Source organism: Streptomyces sp. NPDC096323, assembly GCF_040302845.1.
GTDB lineage: Bacteria > Actinomycetota > Actinomycetes > Streptomycetales > Streptomycetaceae > Streptomyces.
The window spans coordinates 444,872-461,841 of record NZ_JBEOSI010000006.1 but is presented as its reverse complement, the minus strand read 5'-3'; the positions used below and the strand labels follow the sequence as shown (position 1 = coordinate 461,841).

Below are 16,970 nucleotides of genomic sequence, written 5' to 3'. Positions count from 1 at the left end.
CGTAACTAACAGTGCTAGTTTTCGGCGTCCCATCGACATCGGTACCGTGCGAGCCGCCGGAGGCACCCCCTCATGTCCACCGCTCCGTCCGCGAAACTCCCGCCCTTCGACCCCCGCGACCCGATCGGCATCGACGACCTCCTGGGCCCCGAGGATCTCGCGATCCGCGACACCGTCCGGGTCTGGGCCGCCGACCGGGTCCTGCCGCACATCGCCGAGTGGTACGAGAACGGCGAACTGCCCGGCATCCGCGAGCTGGCCCGCGAACTCGGTTCGCTCGGGGCCCTCGGCATGTCCCTCCAGGGGTACGGCTGCGCGGGCGCCACCGCGGTCCAGTACGGACTGGCCTGCCTGGAGCTGGAGGCCGCCGACTCCGGGATCCGCTCGCTCGTCTCCGTACAGGGCTCACTCGCCATGTACGCGATCCACCGCTTCGGGTCCGAGGAGCAGAAGCGGCAGTGGCTGCCCGGCATGGCGGCCGGCGAGATCATCGGCTGCTTCGGGCTCACCGAACCGGACCACGGCTCCGACCCGGCCGGCATGCGGACGTACGCCAAGCGGGACGGTGAGGACTGGGTCCTCAGCGGGCGCAAGATGTGGATCACCAACGGCTCGGTCGCCGGCGTCGCCGTGGTCTGGGCGCAGACCGACGACGGCGCCGCGGGCAACGGCATCCGCGGATTCGTGGTGCCCACCGACGCCCCCGGCTTCTCCGCGCCGGAGATCAGGCACAAGTGGTCCCTGCGCGCCTCGGTCACCAGCGAGCTGATCCTCGACGAGGTACGGCTGCCGGCCGACGCCGTGCTGCCGGGCGTCACCGGACTGCGCGGCCCGCTCAGCTGCCTCAGCCATGCCCGCTACGGCATCGTCTGGGGAGCCATGGGCGCCGCCCGGTCCAGCTTCGAGGCGGCCGTCGACTACGCGAGGACACGTGAGCAGTTCGGGAAGCCGATCGGCGGCTTCCAGCTCACCCAGGCCAAGCTCGCCGACATGGCCGTCGAACTGCACAAGGGCATCCTGCTCGCCCACCACCTCGGCCGCCGGATGGACGCGGGCAGGCTCCGCCCGGAGCAGGTCAGTTTCGGAAAGCTGAACAACGTGCGGGAGGCCATCGAGATCTGCCGCACCTCGCGCACGATCCTCGGCGCCAACGGGATCTCGCTGGAGTACCCGGTGATGCGCCACGCGACGAATCTGGAGTCGGTGCTCACCTACGAAGGAACCGTGGAGATGCACCAGCTGGTGCTGGGCAAGGCGCTCACCGGCCTGGACGCGTTCCGGTAGTCGGAGGGCGCGGCCGGACCGATCCGGTGAGCGCCCCGCTCAGCTCTGGTTGAAGAAGCCGTCGGCCGGCCGGCCGACGGCTTCGCCGTTGACGACCTGGGTGTCGGCGGGGGTCAGCAGGAAGACCCGGGTGGCCACGCGGTCGATCGACCCGCGCAGTCCGAAGATCAGTCCCGCGGCGAAGTCCACCACGCGCTTGGCGTCGGCGGAGTCCATGGACGTGAGGTTCATGATCACCGGGACGCCGTCCCGGAACAGCTCGCCGATGCTCCGGGCGTCCCGGAAACTGTCCGGGGTCACCGTGGCGATCCGGCGGCCCGTCTCCTCGGCCGCCTCCGAGACCACCCGCACCCGCGGATCGGTCACCCAGGCCTGGCCACCGGTCCCTGTCCGTGCACCCTCGGCGTACTCGTCGTCGTCGTAGTACCGCTCGTTGTTGTCCTCTACGAGGCCCAGCCAGGCACTCGCCTTGCGCACCGATCCCATGGACGCCTCCTCTCACCGCGGTTCCTTGGCGTTCCGCATCTCTTTCGTATCCCTATGGTCGTCCATGATGCGGATCGTGCGCCAAGGGGATAGGCGGCGCGCAGGGCATTCGTGACGGTACTGGTGCAGAAGATGTGGCGATTCGTCAAGGTTCCTCCTGCATAAGGGCCCTGGAGATAAGAAAATATGCTCCGCCCGTCCGTACGGGTGACATGGGGGACGTACGGGTGAACGGGTCACTCGATACGATGCACGTCGCGCACGCGCCCGAGCGCCGCGCACAGCTGAACGACTACCGGGGGATAGCCGTGTTCGGAATCGTCAGGCCCTGCACCCACCGCTTGTCGGAGGGGCTCAAGGCCGAGTGGATGGCCCATCTCTGCGGGCTCTGTCTGGCACTTCGCTCCGATCACGGGCAGTTCGCCCGGATCGTCACGAACTACGACGGTCTGATCGTCTCGGTCCTGACGGAGGCTCAGGCCGAGCGCACCCCCGGGCAGCGGCGCACGGCGGGTCCCTGCCCGCTGCGCGCCATGCGCACCGCCCCGGTCGCGCGCGGCGAGGGCGCCAGGCTCGCGGCCGCCGTCTCGCTGGTGCTGGCCTCCGCCAAGGTGCGCGACCACGTGGCCGACCGGGACGGCCTGTTGGCGCGCCGCCCGGTGGCCGCCGCCGCGCGCCGGGTGGCCGCCGGCTGGGACCGGGCCGGAGCGCGCACCGGCGCACAGCTCGGCTTCGACACGGCGCTGCTCGTCGACGCCGTCGACCGGCAGACGGGCATCGAGCTGCTCGCCGGGCCCGGAACCCCGCTGCTGACGGTCACCGAGCCCACCGAGACCGCCACCGCGGCGGCCTTCGCCCACACCGCCGTGCTCGCGGGCAAGCCGCAGAACGCCGCGCCGCTGGCGGAGGCCGGACGGCTCTTCGGGCGGCTCGCGCATCTGCTGGACGCCGTGGAGGACCAGGAAGCTGACGCCGCGTCGGGTGCCTGGAACCCGCTCACGGCGACGGGCACCTCGCGTGCCGAGGCCCGGCGGCTGTGCGACGACGCGTTGCGGGGCGTACGGCTGGCGCTGCGCGACGCCGAATTCGCCGACGACAAGCTCGCCCATGTGCTGCTGGCGCACGAACTGCGGCGATCGGTGGACCGGGCGTTCGCCGCGGACGTCTGTTCCCATCGGGGCGGCGGGCTCCTGACGGAAGCCGACCATCCGTCAGGAGGGCGGCCGACGGGGTCGTTCGGGCCGCCACCGGGCAATCCGTACGCCCCCACGGGCCCCTCCGGCCCGTTCGGTCCGCCGCCGGAGCCCCCTCGCGACCGGCGGGGGCTCATCGTGGGCTGCCTCGTGTGGGCGGGTCTCGCCTGCACCTGCCAGATGTGCTGCGGCACCTTTGACGACCCGTGGAGTCATCAGCGGCGCGAAGGGCTGTGCAGCAAATGCGACTGCGGTGACTGCTGCGACGCCTGCGACTGCTGCAGCAACTGCGGGGACTGCTGTGACGGCTGCGACTGCTGCGGGTGCGACTGCAGCTGCTGACGTCACGTCACGTTCCGCGTTGCTGATGTCGCGTCACTTGATGTCGGGCGGTGAGATCTGCGAGGTCTTGACGGCCGAGGCGGAGATCCCCCACTTCTTCAGGATCCGGCCGTAGGTGCCGTCCGCCTTGAGGCGGTTGACGGCGGCCTGGAAGGCGGGCGCCAGCGGGGTGCCCTTCTTGAAGGCGAAACCGACGTCGAGACGCTTGAACTCGTTGAGGAAGCGCACGCCCTCCTGCTGTCCCACGGCGTACCTCAAACCGTTGATGGTCGACATCACCACGTCCGTACGCCCCTGCTGGAGCGAGGACCAGACAGCCGACGCGTCGGCGTACGTCTTCACGTCGTACGCCTTCTTGCCGGCCTCGGAGCACCGGTGCCGGTTCTCCTCCAGCGTCACCTCGAACGTGGTGCCCGCCGCGGTGCCGACGGTCAGGCCGCACAACTGGGTGAGGTCGGTGATCCCGGACAGCTCGCTGTCGTCGCGGACCGCGAAGCCCTGGCCGTCGTTGAGATAGGTGACGAAGTCGATGGTCCGTCTGCGTTCGTCGGTCACACCGAAGTTGCCGGTGCCCACCTCGTACTTCCCGCTGCCGAGCGCGGGCAGGATCGCCTCGAACGCGGCGACCTCCCGCTTCGGCTTCAGCCCGAGGACCCGGGCCACGGCGTCCCCGAAATCGATGTCGGCGCCGGCCAGGGTCGTACCGTCCGCGAGATAGGTGGCGCTGGGCGGGGAGCCGACACTGGAGGCGATGCTCAGCGTGCCGGAGGAGCGGACCCCGGCGGGCAGCAGGGCCGCGGCGGCGGCGTCCTTCCTCACTCCCGACACGACGTCAGTGGTGGGGACCGCCCCCTTGGCGGCGGAACCGGCCGCGCCCGCGGGGGCGGTCTCCGGATCGCCGGACCCGCACGCGGTGAGCATGAGCGTGGCGGCGGTGATCAGCGCGAAGGCAGCGGTGTGCCGGGTACGGGGCATGAGAGAGGGTTCTCCAGATTCGTCGGCCGGGGGCGGGCGCGCGGCAGCGCGGGACGGCCCGCGGACGGGGCGGAGGAAAGGCGGAAGGCGACGGAAGGAACGGTGCGAGGGGAGGTGGTGCGGCGTTGTGTACGCGAGGGCACGCAGGGAGAAGAGCTCAGACGCCGGTCACGGCGCGAGCGGGAACGCGGGAGGGAGCAGGGCGTCGGCTCAACAGGAACAGGACCACACGCGACCGAAGTCGATGTGGGAGCGCTTGACCAGCCACTGCTGCGAATGCATGGCCCCAGTGGAACAGGCATCCGTTGGTCCGTCAACTGACGTGAGACGTACGGCTCACAGTGTGGACATGGTTGACAAGCGGCCGTCTACAGCGTTTACCTCGGAGCGTGGATCGGGCTGAGGGGCCCGGTCCCGTTGTGTTCCACCGTTGTGTTCCGTGCCGAGGGCGCGCCCCGTGTTCGATCGCCGCATCCACGGAGCCCTCGCATGTCCGCACAGACAGACACCCTCCCGCCGGCCCTCCCGGCCGGACCCCTCAAGGACGACGGATCCGGCCCGTTGCGGATCGTCCCGGCGCGCCGGACCGGCCAGTGGACCGCCGCCGTCGCCGTACTGGTCCTGCTCGCACTCGCGCTGAACTCCGTCATCCGCAACGACGCCTTCCAATGGGACGTCGTCGGCGACTACTTCATGACCACGGCGGTGCTGCGCGGTCTCGGGCTCACCCTCTGGCTCACCGCCCTCGTGATGGCGCTCGGCTTCGCGCTCGGGACGCTGCTCGCGGTCCTCAGACTCTCCGCCAACCGCGTGCTCCAGGCCGTCGGCTGGGGGTACGTATGGCTCTTCCGGTCCACGCCGATCCTCGTCCAGTTGCTGTTCTGGTTCAACATCGGCGCGCTCTACCCGGAGATCCTCGGCGTCCGGACCGTGAACCTCCTCGGCCCCGTCACCGTCGCCGTCGTCGGACTGACGCTCCACGAGGCCGCGTACGCGGCGGAAGTCGTCCGCGGCGGCATCCTCTCCGTGGAACGCGGACAGCTGGAGGCCGCCCAGTCCCTCGGCCTCGGCCCGTGGCGGCGGCTGCGCAGGATCGTGCTGCCGCAGGCGATGCGCTCCATCGTGCCGCCCGCCGGGAACATGCTGATCGGCACCCTCAAGGGCACCTCGATCGTCAGCATCATCGCCGTACAGGACCTGCTGTACTCGGTCCAGCTGGTCTACCACCGCACCTACCAGGTCATCCCGCTGCTGCTCGTCGCCACCCTCTGGTACGTCGCCGTGACCTCGCTGCTCAGCGTCGGCCAGCACTACGTCGAGCGGTACTACGCGCGCGGCACCGGGGACGCCCGGTGAGTGCCGCGGCGACGCTGGTCGTCATAGGGGCGGGGCCGCGGGGCACGGGCGTCATCGAGCGCATCGCCGCCAACGCCCCCTCGCTGTACGACGGCCGGCCGCTGGACATCCATCTCGTCGACCCGTTCCCGCCCGGCGGCGGCCGGATCTGGCGCCACGACCAGTCGCCGCTGCTGTGGATGAACTCCATGGCCGAGGACGTCACCATGTTCACCGACGACACCGTCCGCCTGGAAGGCCCCGTACGGCCGGGCCCGGCGCTCCACGCCTGGGCGGCCGACGTGCGCGAGGGACGGACCGAACCCGGCCCGGACGTCGCCCGTGAACCCGGGCTCCGCGCCGAGATCGACGCGTTGACGGGGGGAGACTTCCCGAGCCGGCGGCTGCAGGGCGCCTATCTGCGCTGGGTGTACGAGCAGTCGGTGGCCGCGCTCCCGCCCACCGTCACCGTCCACGAACACCGCCGCCGGGCCCTGCGCGTCACCGGCCCCCGCGACGGCCGCCAGTCCGTCCACCTGGAGGGTCGCGCCGAACCGCTCACCGCCGACCTCGTGGTCCTCACCCTCGGCCACCTCGACGCCGAACCGGAGGACGAACAGCGGCGGCTGTCCCGCTTCGCGGACCGGCACGGCCTCGTCCATCTGCCGCCCGACTTCACCGCCGACAGCGACCTGAGCGCCCTGCCCGCCGGCGAACCCGTCATCGTCCGGGGCTTCGGGCTCGCCTTCATCGACCTGATGGTGCTGCTCACCGAGGGCCGCGGCGGACGCCACGAGAACGGCGCCTACCTGCCCTCCGGCAAGGAGCCCGTGCTGTACGTCGGATCGCGGCGCGGCGTCCCGTACCACTCCAAGATCGGGTACGTCCGGCCCGGCGAGCGGCCTCCGCTGCCGCGCTTCTTCGGTCCGGACCTGGCCGACGAGCTGCTGAAACGACCGGAACCGCTCGACTTCCGTTGCGACATATGGCCCCATGTCGACAAAGAGCTCGGCTACGCCCATTACCACCGGCTCTTCGCCGCCCACCCGGAGCGCACCACGGCCGACTGGGCGGTCTTCGAGGAGAAGTACGCGGCCGCCGACCCGGGGAGCGCCGATCTGCGGGCCGTGATCGCCGCAGCCGTCCCCGACCCGGCCGACCGGCTCGACCTGGCGGCGCTCGATCACCCCCTGGACGGCGTGCGCCACGCCTCGGCCGCCTCCTTCCAGGAGGCGACGCGCGCCTACATCACCGCGGACCTGGACCGCCGGCACGACCCCTCGCACAGCGAGGACCTCGCCGTCTTCCTCGGACTGCTCTCCGTATACGGCCAGTTGGTCCGGTTCCCCGACATCGGTGACGGGTGGCACGGCTTCTTCAGCTACCTCGCCTCCGGACCGCCCGGCCCCCGGCTGCGGCAGCTGCTCGCGCTCTCCCGGGCCGGTGTCGTCCGCTTCCTCGGCGCCGGGACGACGGTCGAGGCCGACGAGGAGCGGGGCCTGTTCCGGGCGGCCGGCGCCACCGTGCCCGGGGAGCGGATCGAGGCCCGCGCCCTCGTCGAGGCCCGGCTGCCCGACCCCTCGCCGGGACGCACCCGCAGCACCCTGCTCCGGGGGCTGTACGAGGACGGGGCCGCCGCCACCGTCACCGGGCTGCTGGCGGTCGACCCCGGCGACGGCCGGATCCTGGACCGCGACGGCCTCCCGCACCCCCGCCGCTTCGCGCTCGGCCCGCACACGGCCGCCCGCACGAGCGGCGCCTTCACCCGGCCACGCACCGGCGGCCCGGCCTTCGGGCAGAACGACGCCACCGCCCGTGCCGCCCTCACCTTCCTGCGCGGCCTCGGCCAAGCCGATGGCTGACCGGCCCGCACTCCGATCCGTACCATCCGAGGACACGCCCATGAAGACGACCAGCCGTCCCCCGCGAAGCCGGCCGGCACCCGCCCCCGCCGCCCCCATGGTCGAGATCCGGGGGGTACACAAGAGCTTCGGCTCCCTCGACGTCCTGCGCGGCGTCGACCTGTCCGTCCGCCCCGGCGAAGTGACCGTGATCCTCGGTCCCTCCGGGTCCGGGAAGTCCACCCTGCTGCGCACCGTCAACCACCTGGAGAAGGCGGACCGCGGCTCGATCACCGTCGACGGGGACTTCGTCGGGTACCGCAGGAAGGGCGACAAGCTGTACGAACTCCCCGAGCGCGAGGTCCTGCGCCGCCGCACCCGGATCGGCTTCGTCTTCCAGAACTTCCACCTCTTCCCGCACCTGACCGTCCTGGAGAACGTCACCGAGGCCCCCGTCGCCGCCCTCGGCCGTACGAAGCAGCAGGCCAACGCCACCGCGCACCGGCTGCTGGCCCGGGTGGGGCTGGACGACAAGGCGGCCGCGTACCCGCGACAGCTCTCCGGCGGCCAGCAGCAGCGCGTCGCCATCGCCCGGGCCCTCGCCCTCGAACCGAAGCTGCTGCTCTTCGACGAGCCCACCTCCGCGCTCGACCCCGAACTGGTCGGCGAGGTCCTCGACGTCATCAAGGACCTCGCGCAGCAGGGCACCACGATGATCGTCGTCACGCACGAGATCGGCTTCGCCCGCGAGGTCGCCGACACCGTCGTCTTCATGGACGAGGGACGGATCGTCGAGCAGGGCCCGCCCGCCGAGGTACTCGACCGGCCGCGCCACGCACGGACGCGCGCCTTCCTCTCCAAGGTGCTGTGACCCGGCACTCCGCAGCCCCGAGCCACGTCCGCACCCTCCGAAAGGGCTCGCCCATGTCAGCTCTCCGCCCGCTCCACCTCGCCGCCGGGATCGGCGGCCCGCCCCGCTACGACCCCGCGCACTACACCGGCCTCGCCCGGCTCGCCGAGCACGGCACCCTCGACTTCGTCACCCTGGGCGACTCGTTCGCCCGGCCGGGACCGGACGCGCTCACCGTGCTCTCCCGCATCGCGCCCGCAACCCGCAGGATCGGTCTCGTCCCGACGGTGACGACCACCCACACCGAGCCCTTCCACGTGTCGGCCGCCGTGGCCACGCTGGACTGGGTCAGCCGCGGCCGGGCCGGCTGGTGGGCGGACGTGTCGACGACCGGCGCCGAGGCCCGGCTGTTCGGGCGCCGCCCCGCCGCGCCCGCCGCCGAACTGTGGCGGGAGGCCGGCGAGGCCGCCGACGTGGCAGCGCGGCTCTGGGACAGCCGGGAGGACGACGCCGGGATCCGGGACGCCGCCACCGGACGTCTCCCCGGCGGCGGCAAGGTTCACCGCACCGACTTCGAGGGCGCCGCCTTCAGCGTCCGGGGACCCGCCGCAGTGCCCCGGCCCCCGCAGGGCCACCCGGTCACGGTCGTCGACGGCACCGCGGATCCGGCCCGGGAGACCGCCGCCCGCCACGCCGACGTGGTGCTCGTACGGGCCGGCACACCCGAGCGGGCCGCCGGGATCCGCGACGACGTACTGAGCCGCGCGGCCGCCCACGGGCGCGACCCCGCGACGCTGCGGGTGCTCGCCGCGCTCACCGTCGACCTCGGCGACGCCGAATCGGCCCCGGAGCCGGGCCTGGAGAGCGGACCACCGCTCGCCGGGCACGGCACGTACTACCGCGGCGGCCCGGTCGACCTCGCCGACCTGATCACCCAGTGGCACCGGTCCGGAGCCGTCGACGGCTTCCACCTCACCCCGATCACACCCGAGCGCGACCTCGAACGGATCGTCAACGGCACGGTGGCCCTGCTCCAGCACCGCAGCCTGTTCCGCACCTTCTACCCCGGCGGCACCCTCCGCGAGCACCTGGGCCTGGCCCGCCCGGCCAACCGGTACGCCCTCCGAGGAGCACGGGTATGACGGCCGCCCCCCAACAGGCGGCTGCCCCCGGACGGATGCGTCTTGCCGCGCACTTCCCGGTGGACGACCGGGCCGTGCGGAGCGACCCGCGCTCCGGCAGCGAGATCGCGTTCTCCTCCTTCGAACACCTCGCGCGGACCGCCGAGCGCGGGCTGTTCGACTTCCTCCTCCTCGACGACGCGCTGCCGCCGCGCGAGCCGGGCGGCCCGGCCGACGATCCGGACGCGGCCGGCTGCCTCGAACCCCTCACCGTGCTGGCCGCACTGGCGGCGGTCACCGACCGGATCGGTCTCGCCGCCACCGTGAGCACCACCTTCAACGAGCCCTACGAGGTGGCCCGCCGGTTCGCGACCCTCGACCACCTCAGCGCGGGCCGCGCCGCCTGGAACGTCGCCGCCTCGGCCGACGCCCGGGCAGCCGAGAACTTCCGGCGCGGCGGCCGCCTCGACCGGGACGGTGAACACGGCCGTACCGCCGAGTTCGTCGCCACCGCCCGTGAGCTGTGGGACTCCTGGACCCCCGGCGGGGACCCGCGCCCCTTCGCCCACCACGGCCGGCACTTCTCGGTCGAGGGCGAGTTCACCGTCCCGCGCTCCCCGCAGGGGCACCCCGTCGTCATCCGGACAGGAGACCGCGCGCAGGACCGCGAGTGCGCCGCGTACGACGCCGACGTCGTCCTCACCCGGCACGGCACCCCGGAGGCAGGGCGTGCCTTCCGCGCCGTCGTCGGGGGGAGGCTCGCCGCGTACGGCAGGGAGCCCGGCGCACTCACGGTGATGCCCCGCGCCGGCGTGGTGCTGGGCGACACCGACGCCGAGGCGCGGGAGCGGGCGGCCGCACTCCGGCGCGAGCCGGCCCGGGCGAAGGGCACCTTCCGGCAGCGCGTCACCGAGGAGACGGGCTGTCAGCCGTTCGTCGGCACCCCGGAAAGCGTGGCCGCGGAGATGGCCCACCGCGTCGCCACGGGAGCCGCGGACGGCTTCGTGATCGTTCCGCCTCCCACCCCCGGCGGCCTCGACGACTTCGTCGACCGGGTCGTCCCGCTCCTCCAGGAACGGGGGATGTTCCGCACCGCGTACACCGGCTCCACGCTGCGGTCGCACCTCGGACTCGCCGAGCCGGTATGGAAAGGTTGACCACATGAGCACGGACGCACAACAGCAGGCGGCGCGGGACTGGGACCACTGGCGCCAGGAGCGGACCGCCACGGTCGCCGCACCGTACGGGCCGCTCTCCCTCACCGGTACCCACTGGCTCTCCGACTACCCGGAAGGGCGAATTCCGGCCGTCCCGGGGCAGTGGCGCGAGGACGGTGACGAGGTGGTGCTCACCGCCGGCCCCGAGGACGGGCTGAGCGTCGACGGGAAGCCCTTCACCGGTCAGGTCCGGCTCGGCGCCGACCGCGGGCCCATCGGTGACTCGCGGGTGGCGCACGGCGGGCGTCGGCTCGTGGTGCTGAGCCGCGAAGGCCTCTGGGCGGTACGGGACTTCGACCCGGACTCCCCGGCGCGGCGCGCCTTCCGCGCCATCGAGGCCACGCCGTACGACCCGCGCTGGGCCGTGCCGGGGACCTTTCGCCCGTACGGCGTCTCGCGCACCGTCCGGGTGGAGAACGCCGACGGTGTCGAGCGCGGGCTCGGGCTCGGCGGGGAGATCGCCTTCGAGTTGGACGGCGTCGAGCACACCCTTAAGGTCGCCGTCGAGGACGACGGCTCGCTCTGGGCGGTCTTCGCCGACGCCACCAGCGGGAACACCAGCTACCGCTTCCGGTTCCTGCGTCCCGCCGCACCGGCCGCCGACGGATCGGTGACCGTGGACCTCAATAGGGCGCTGCTGCCGCCCTGCGCCTTCGCGGACCACTTCATCTGCCCGTTCCCGCCGCCCGGCAACACCCTCTCCGTTGCCGTCGAGGCGGGGGAGCGGAAGCGGACCGACGGCTGAACCGGCGCCTTCGCCGACCACCCGAGTCCGGCCCCGGCAGACCTCGGCCGCCGGGGCCGGACGCCGGGTGCGGGAGCGTGTGATCCGCAAAGCTCAGGCCAAAAGGCGCCCTTGCGCCGGAAGTTGACGCCTTGAATACTCCCGAGCAGCGCTTGTCAGGGGCACGGCATATCCGCAATGCGGACGGATGGCCGGGCCCATGACTGCGCCTCACGGGTCCGACCACCCCACAGGCGGACCCCCGACCCCCCTCGGGAGGGAAACAAGTGAGGATCAAGCGCACCACCCCCCTCGGCAGCACCGCGAGACGCAGCAGGGCCGTCGGCATCGCCGCAGGTCTTGTGGCGGTCGCCGCACTCACCATCCCCAGCGCCCAGGCCAGCTCCACCGGAACGTACAGCGCGAACCAGCTCTCCGCCGCGAGCGAAGCCGTCCTCGGCGCCGACGTGGCCGGCACGGCCTGGAACGTCGACCCCGTGACGAAGAAGCTCGTGGTCACCGTCGACAGCACGGTCTCCGCCTCGGAGATCCAGCAGATCAAGGACTCCGCGGGAGCCAACGCGGGCGCCCTGCGCATCGAGCACACCTCCGGAAAGTTCAGCAAGCTGATCTCCGGCGGCGACGCCATCTACGCACCGAGCTGGCGCTGCTCCCTCGGATTCAACGTCCGCAGCGGCAGCACCTACTACTTCCTGACCGCCGGTCACTGCACCGACGGCAACCCGCCCTGGTACACCAACTCCTCGCACACCACGAGCATCGGTCCGACGGTCGGATCCAGCTTCCCGACCAACGACTACGGCCTGGTCCGCTACGACAACGCCTCCGTCGCCCACGCCGGCACCGTCGGCAGCGTCGACATCACCAGTGCGGCCAACGCCACGGTCGGGATGTCCGTCACCCGCCGCGGCTCCACCACCGGCATCCACAGCGGCACCGTCTCGGCGCTCAACGCCACGGTCAACTACGGCAACGGCGACATCGTCTACGGCATGATCAAGACGAATGTGTGCGCGGAGCCCGGTGACTCCGGCGGTCCGCTCTACTCCGGCTCCAGGGCGATCGGTCTCACCTCGGGCGGCAGCGGCAACTGCAGCTCCGGTGGGACGACCTTCTTCCAGCCGGTCACCGAGGCACTCAGCGCATACGGCGTCAGCGTCTACTGACGCGCCGGGTGGCCGGTTCTGTCCCCCGGAACCGGCCCCTCCCTCGAAAGCGCACGTCGAACACGCCGAGCCCCCGCCCGAATTGCGGGCGGGGGCTCCCGCTGACCCCGCGGCTTTTGAGAGGATGTGGCACAGGACGGTCACGCAGGAGCAACGGGGGCGGATGCTGCGCCTCCCGGAGGGATGCCCTCCGGGAACCCCCGGCAGACACCCCAGGGGGTTCCAGTTCCGTGAAACGCATCGGAGTGACCGGTCACCGCAGCATTCCGCGGGAGGCCCACGCCCATGTGCTGGCGTCGATGCGAGCGGCGTTCCGCGGGTGCGACGGCTCGGTGGAGGCGCTGTCCAGCCTGGCCGTCGGCGCGGACCAGCTCTTCGCCGACCTCGCCCTCGCCCACGGCGCCGAACTGACCGTGGTCATCCCCAGCGGCGACTACGAGGCCTGCTTCGCCGACGGGGCCGAACTCGCCCGCTACCGGGCCCTCAAGGCACGCGCCGTCCGTGAGGTCAGGCTGGACTACCCGCACTCCACCGACGAGGCGTACTACGCCGCCGGCGCGTACATCGCCGACCACTGCGACCGGCTGATCGCCGTATGGGACGGCCGCCCCGCGCGCGGCCTCGGCGGCACGGGGGACATCGTGAGCTACGCCCGCGGGCTCGGCCGCCCGGTGACGGTGATCTGGCGCGAGGGGGTCGAGCGCGGCTGAGCACGCCGTCGTGTACCTCGGCGCGCAGTGCGGGTGCGGGCTCGCCCTTACATCTGGTGCCGGGCGAGCCAGTCCGTGTGCTGGGGGGAGACGATGCGCTCGGTCTCGAACACCGCCCGCGGCCACTGGCGCTCGTTCAGGGTGGTCTCCATCGCTATCTGCATCGACTCCAGGTCCTTCTCCACCAGGGAGTGGGCCGATATCAGCGGATGGTGCCGGCGCATCTCGGCCCAGGCGAGACAGGCGGCGGCCGCCGCGGAGAGCACTCCGGTCAGCGCGAAGGACTGGCCGGCCGAGAAAGCCCTGAGCACGGCGAGGAGCAGCGCGAGTGCCGTCAGTGCGGCGATGGTGGTCGACCAGACGAGGGTGGCCCGCCGGGACACCTCCTGGCGTCTGCGGTACCAGCTGCGCTGTTCGATCAGCCGGTCACGTACATAGGTCTCCTTGCGCACGGTGAATGCCTTGTCCCGTAATGCGCGCATGGAATCGGTGATCAGTCCGCCGGAATCGGCCGTCCGGTCGCGGGGGTCCGTCCAGCCCACCTTGCGGAGCTCCTGAAGCCCCTCTTCGAGCCGGTTGGCGAACACCGCCTCGGGGTGCTGTGTGCCGGTGTCGAAAGGTGAGCCGTGCACCGAGTAACGCCAGCACATCGATTTGATGAACTCTGCCGCGGACCGATTGAGTTGCCAATGCGACTTTGCTTTCCGCCGGGAGGTCAGGTAGGTGGTGACCAGGACGCCGAGGTATGCCAACACGGCCGCGCAGTCCGTGAGTTGAAGCGATCCGGCGAGCTCCGCGCGCCAGGGCAGCGCGGCCGGCACCGTGCCCGCGACCAGCAGGATGAGCTGCCACCGGGTCGTATTCACCGCCTCCCGCTGGCGGGCGACCGCAATGGCGTCCGTGTGGTGAAAGAGCTCCGGCAGATCAGCGTTCCTGAAGACCATGCTCTGCAGTGGTCCGGGAATCGCCGTCATGTTCACTCCCGTCTGCGGTTATGTGGTCACCCGGATGGCGGAATCTCGTCTTCCGCTCGAACCGGGCCGGTCCCGTGTGACGCTCGTGTTCCAAGTGGGCGTCCTCAGTTGCCAACCGAGGTCATGAGAGTAAAGTCGTGCCGCCGGACACTGCAATGGTGCAGGTACCAACGCTGGTCTCCTGTCCGGAACCATTCCATCGGAACGAATCCCCTCAAGGACGGCCGTGAAGACCACTGAATCCTCCCTCTCCTTCGCCGTTGCGAAGAAGAGCCGTGTGCCGCTCGCCGCGATCGACGCGCGTGGTGGCGAAGCAGCCAGGAAGCTCGGTCGAGTGCATGTCGCCTCCGCCGGTCGCCCCACCCAGGCATCCACCTTCAACTCCTCCCTCTGATCCTCTTTCACGGGCCACTCCTCCGGGACGGCCGGTCTGCCGGATCACCCTTCCGGGCTGGCTAGACTGTTGGAATGACAGGACCCCTGGTCCCTTTCCGTGAAGTAGTCCTCAAGGTTCACAGCAGGTGTGATCTTGCCTGTGACCATTGCTATGTCTACGAACATGCCGATCAGAGCTGGCGAACCCGTCCGAAAACAATCTCTGACGAAGTCATTTTCCGGACTGCTCAGCGCCTGGCTGAGCATGCCAAGACACACGCACTGCCCTCCGTGTCAGTAATCCTGCACGGAGGGGAGCCTCTGCTGGCGGGCCCCGCCCGGCTGCGGCGCATCTGCGAAGAGCTGACCTCCGCCTTCGACGGCATCGCCGCCCTCGATCTCCGGATCCACACCAACGGCCTGCAGCTCAGCCCGCGCTATCTCGACCTCTTCAGCGAGTACGACGTCAAGGTGGGCATCTCCCTCGACGGCGACCGCGCGGCCAACGACCGGCACCGCCGCTTCGCCGACGGGCGCAGCAGCCACCCCCTCGTACTCAAGGCCGTCGAGCTGCTCCGGCAGGAGCGCTACCGCCATCTCAACCTCGGTCTCCTGTGCACCATCGACATCGAGAACGACCCCGTCGCGGTCCTCGACGCGCTCACGGAGCTCGAACCGCCGCTGATCGACTTCCTGCTTCCCCACGCCACCTGGGACGACCCGCCGCCTCGGCCGGACGGATCGCCCACCGCCTACGCCGACTGGCTCCTCGCGGTCTTCGACCGCTGGCAGGAGCAGGGGCGCCCGGTGCCGGTGCGGATCTTCTCCTCGGTCGCCTCCACGCTGAGCGGCGGGCCCAGCCTCACCGAGTCGCTGGGCCTCGCGCCGACCGACCTCGTCGTCGTCGAGACCGACGGACGGCTGGAGCAGGTCGATTCACTGAAGAGCGCCTACGAGGGTGCGGCGGCCACCGGGTTCGACGTCTTCGCGCACAGCTTCGACGAGGTCGCGGCGCACCCGGGGGTACGGGCCAGGCAGCTCGGCCTGGAGGGGGTCAGTGAGACGTGCCGCCGCTGCCCCGTCGTACGTTCGTGCGGGGGAGGCCTGTACACCCACCGCTACCGCTCCTCGCCCGACGGCGCGGGCTTCGACAACCCGTCCGTGTACTGCCACGACCTCGCTGCCCTGGTGCACGGCATCGAGGCCCGGACGCCCGCGGACACCGTGGCGCCAGCGGTGGCCGGAGCGGACGGACTGCTCGCGGCCCAGGAGGACCTCACCCGCACCCTGCTGGCGCGGCTGCACGCCGACCTGGACGGCAGGGGCGGCGAGCGGTGGGCGCGGGCGTGGGAGCTGGCGGCCGCCCTGGAGGGCTCGGAGGAAGGGGCCCGGGGGCTGGACGGCGTACTCGCCCATCCGTACACGCGCACCTGGCTGCTCGACGCGCTGGCCGCCCTGCACGAGGACCGCCCGGAGGCGGCTTCCGGGGCCGCGGACGGTCTGCAGACCCTCCTCGCCGCGGCCGCCGTGCGGGCCGGCCTCGACCTGCGTGCGCCTGCGCCCTACCGGGACGGTGAGCTTGTCCTGCCGACGCTGGGCCGGCTGACGGTCGCCGGGCCGGGGGAGCGCGGCACCGTGCTGGTACGCGCGGCGGGGAACGGCTTCCTGGCCGGGCCGGCCGGCGGACCCGAGCGGCGGATCCGGCGGTACGACGCGGCGGAGCCGGGCTGGCTGCCGGTGCGCGCGTTCCCGCTGCCGGGCAGCCCGTTCCCGGACCACGGCTTCGTGATCGACGACCTCGACCGGTACCGCGACTGCTTCGGCGCGCCCGCCGCGGCCACGCTCGGCCCGGCGGCCGCCGGGCGTCTGGGCGACGCGCTCACCGAGGCATGGGCGCTGATCGGGGAGCGGGCTCCCGCCTATGGCGCGGGGTCCCTCGACGGTCCGCTCACCGTCACCCCGCTCACCGGCCTGCAACCGAGCGAGCCGTCGGTGGGGCGGCACGGCTACGGCGCGCTCGGCATCGGGGCGGACCAGGACGCCGGCACGCTGGCGCTCACGCTGCTGCGGGGCGTGCGGCGGGCGAGATTCCGGGCATTCGTGGACGTCACGGATCTTTACGCGGCGGACGGCGCCTGGGAACATCGAATGCCCTGGAAGGACGAATTGATTCCGTTTTCCCGGCTGCTGGAAGCTGCCTATGAACGGCTGGCGCTCGCGGCATTCGATCCCCGGTACCGGGATGGTCTGCCGCAGGCGCTCGACACGCTGGAAGGGGCCGCCGAACTCACCATCGGCGGAAAACGGCTCCTGACGCGGATGCGAAAAGAATTCTGAATCCCGGATTCCGGTTCGA

Annotated in this window: 15 protein-coding genes; 12 read left to right on the top strand and 3 right to left on the bottom strand. The window is 71.7% G+C overall.

Features of this window, described 5'->3' with window-relative positions:
* Nucleotides 1–72 precede the first annotated feature (72 nt).
* Nucleotides 73–1,284, top strand: coding sequence for an acyl-CoA dehydrogenase family protein (locus ABTX18_RS19685; protein ID WP_352123969.1), 1,212 nt, complete (start codon nt 73–75; stop codon nt 1,282–1,284).
* Between the two features lie 39 nt (nt 1,285–1,323).
* Here the strand turns inward: ABTX18_RS19685 and ABTX18_RS19680 are convergent, their stop codons facing one another.
* On the bottom strand, nt 1,324–1,770 hold the full coding sequence (locus ABTX18_RS19680; RefSeq protein WP_352123968.1) for a cell division protein SepF: 447 nt from the start codon (nt 1,768–1,770) through the stop codon (nt 1,324–1,326).
* 308 nt (nt 1,771–2,078) lie between these two features.
* Here ABTX18_RS19680 and ABTX18_RS19675 point away from each other — a divergent pair, with 308 nt between their 5' ends.
* Nucleotides 2,079–3,305 carry a DUF5685 family protein gene (locus tag ABTX18_RS19675; RefSeq protein ID WP_503061174.1) on the top strand — a complete coding sequence of 409 codons (1,227 nt, stop codon included), beginning with the start codon at nt 2,079–2,081 and terminating at the stop codon, nt 3,303–3,305.
* A gap of 33 nt (nt 3,306–3,338) precedes the next feature.
* Here the strand turns inward: ABTX18_RS19675 and ABTX18_RS19670 are convergent, their stop codons facing one another.
* Nucleotides 3,339–4,280, bottom strand: a complete 942-nt coding sequence (locus tag ABTX18_RS19670) for an ABC transporter substrate-binding protein (RefSeq protein WP_352123966.1) — start codon at nt 4,278–4,280, stop codon at nt 3,339–3,341.
* Between the two features lie 489 nt (nt 4,281–4,769).
* Here ABTX18_RS19670 and ABTX18_RS19665 point away from each other — a divergent pair, with 489 nt between their 5' ends.
* The 8 genes from ABTX18_RS19665 (at nt 4,770) to ABTX18_RS19630 (ending at nt 13,265) form a co-directional block, all read left to right on the top strand.
* The gene (locus ABTX18_RS19665) at nt 4,770–5,636 is read left to right on the top strand and encodes an amino acid ABC transporter permease (RefSeq protein WP_352123965.1); all 867 of its coding nucleotides are present in this window, start codon (nt 4,770–4,772) and stop codon (nt 5,634–5,636) included.
* Nucleotides 5,633–7,477 carry an FAD/NAD(P)-binding protein gene (locus ABTX18_RS19660; RefSeq protein WP_352123964.1) on the top strand — a complete coding sequence of 615 codons (1,845 nt, stop codon included), beginning with the start codon at nt 5,633–5,635 and terminating at the stop codon, nt 7,475–7,477. Before ABTX18_RS19665 ends, ABTX18_RS19660 begins: the two co-directional genes overlap by 4 nt.
* A gap of 40 nt (nt 7,478–7,517) precedes the next feature.
* Nucleotides 7,518–8,327 carry an amino acid ABC transporter ATP-binding protein gene (locus ABTX18_RS19655; RefSeq protein ID WP_352123963.1) on the top strand — a complete coding sequence of 270 codons (810 nt, stop codon included), beginning with the start codon at nt 7,518–7,520 and terminating at the stop codon, nt 8,325–8,327.
* Between the two features lie 53 nt (nt 8,328–8,380).
* Complete coding sequence (locus ABTX18_RS19650; protein ID WP_352123962.1) at nt 8,381–9,448, top strand: LLM class flavin-dependent oxidoreductase; 1,068 nt, start codon at nt 8,381–8,383, stop codon at nt 9,446–9,448.
* Complete coding sequence (locus ABTX18_RS19645) at nt 9,445–10,584, top strand: LLM class flavin-dependent oxidoreductase (protein ID WP_352123961.1); 1,140 nt, start codon at nt 9,445–9,447, stop codon at nt 10,582–10,584. The genes ABTX18_RS19650 and ABTX18_RS19645 overlap by 4 nt, the downstream gene beginning before the upstream one ends.
* Nucleotides 10,585–10,588: 4 nt before the next feature.
* Nucleotides 10,589–11,389 carry a DUF1684 domain-containing protein gene (locus ABTX18_RS19640; RefSeq protein ID WP_352123960.1) on the top strand — a complete coding sequence of 267 codons (801 nt, stop codon included), beginning with the start codon at nt 10,589–10,591 and terminating at the stop codon, nt 11,387–11,389.
* Between the two features lie 266 nt (nt 11,390–11,655).
* Nucleotides 11,656–12,555 carry a S1 family peptidase gene (locus ABTX18_RS19635; protein WP_352123959.1) on the top strand — a complete coding sequence of 300 codons (900 nt, stop codon included), beginning with the start codon at nt 11,656–11,658 and terminating at the stop codon, nt 12,553–12,555.
* Between the two features lie 230 nt (nt 12,556–12,785).
* A complete protein-coding gene (locus ABTX18_RS19630; protein WP_352123958.1) occupies nt 12,786–13,265 on the top strand; it encodes a hypothetical protein in 480 nt (159 codons plus the stop codon).
* 47 nt (nt 13,266–13,312) lie between these two features.
* On the opposite strand, the gene ABTX18_RS19625 is transcribed toward ABTX18_RS19630, so the two are convergent.
* Nucleotides 13,313–14,239 carry a DUF4231 domain-containing protein gene (locus tag ABTX18_RS19625; protein WP_352123957.1) on the bottom strand — a complete coding sequence of 309 codons (927 nt, stop codon included), beginning with the start codon at nt 14,237–14,239 and terminating at the stop codon, nt 13,313–13,315.
* Between the two features lie 226 nt (nt 14,240–14,465).
* Between ABTX18_RS19625 and fxsA the strand changes: the two genes are divergently transcribed.
* Nucleotides 14,466–14,633, top strand: coding sequence for an FxSxx-COOH cyclophane-containing RiPP peptide (fxsA, locus tag ABTX18_RS19620; RefSeq protein WP_206309473.1), 168 nt, complete (start codon nt 14,466–14,468; stop codon nt 14,631–14,633).
* 74 nt (nt 14,634–14,707) lie between these two features.
* Nucleotides 14,708–16,951 carry a radical SAM/SPASM protein FxsBH, inactivated beta-hydroxylase extension form gene (gene fxsBH / locus ABTX18_RS19615; RefSeq protein WP_352123956.1) on the top strand — a complete coding sequence of 748 codons (2,244 nt, stop codon included), beginning with the start codon at nt 14,708–14,710 and terminating at the stop codon, nt 16,949–16,951.
* The last annotated feature ends 19 nt before the right edge of the window (nt 16,952–16,970 follow it).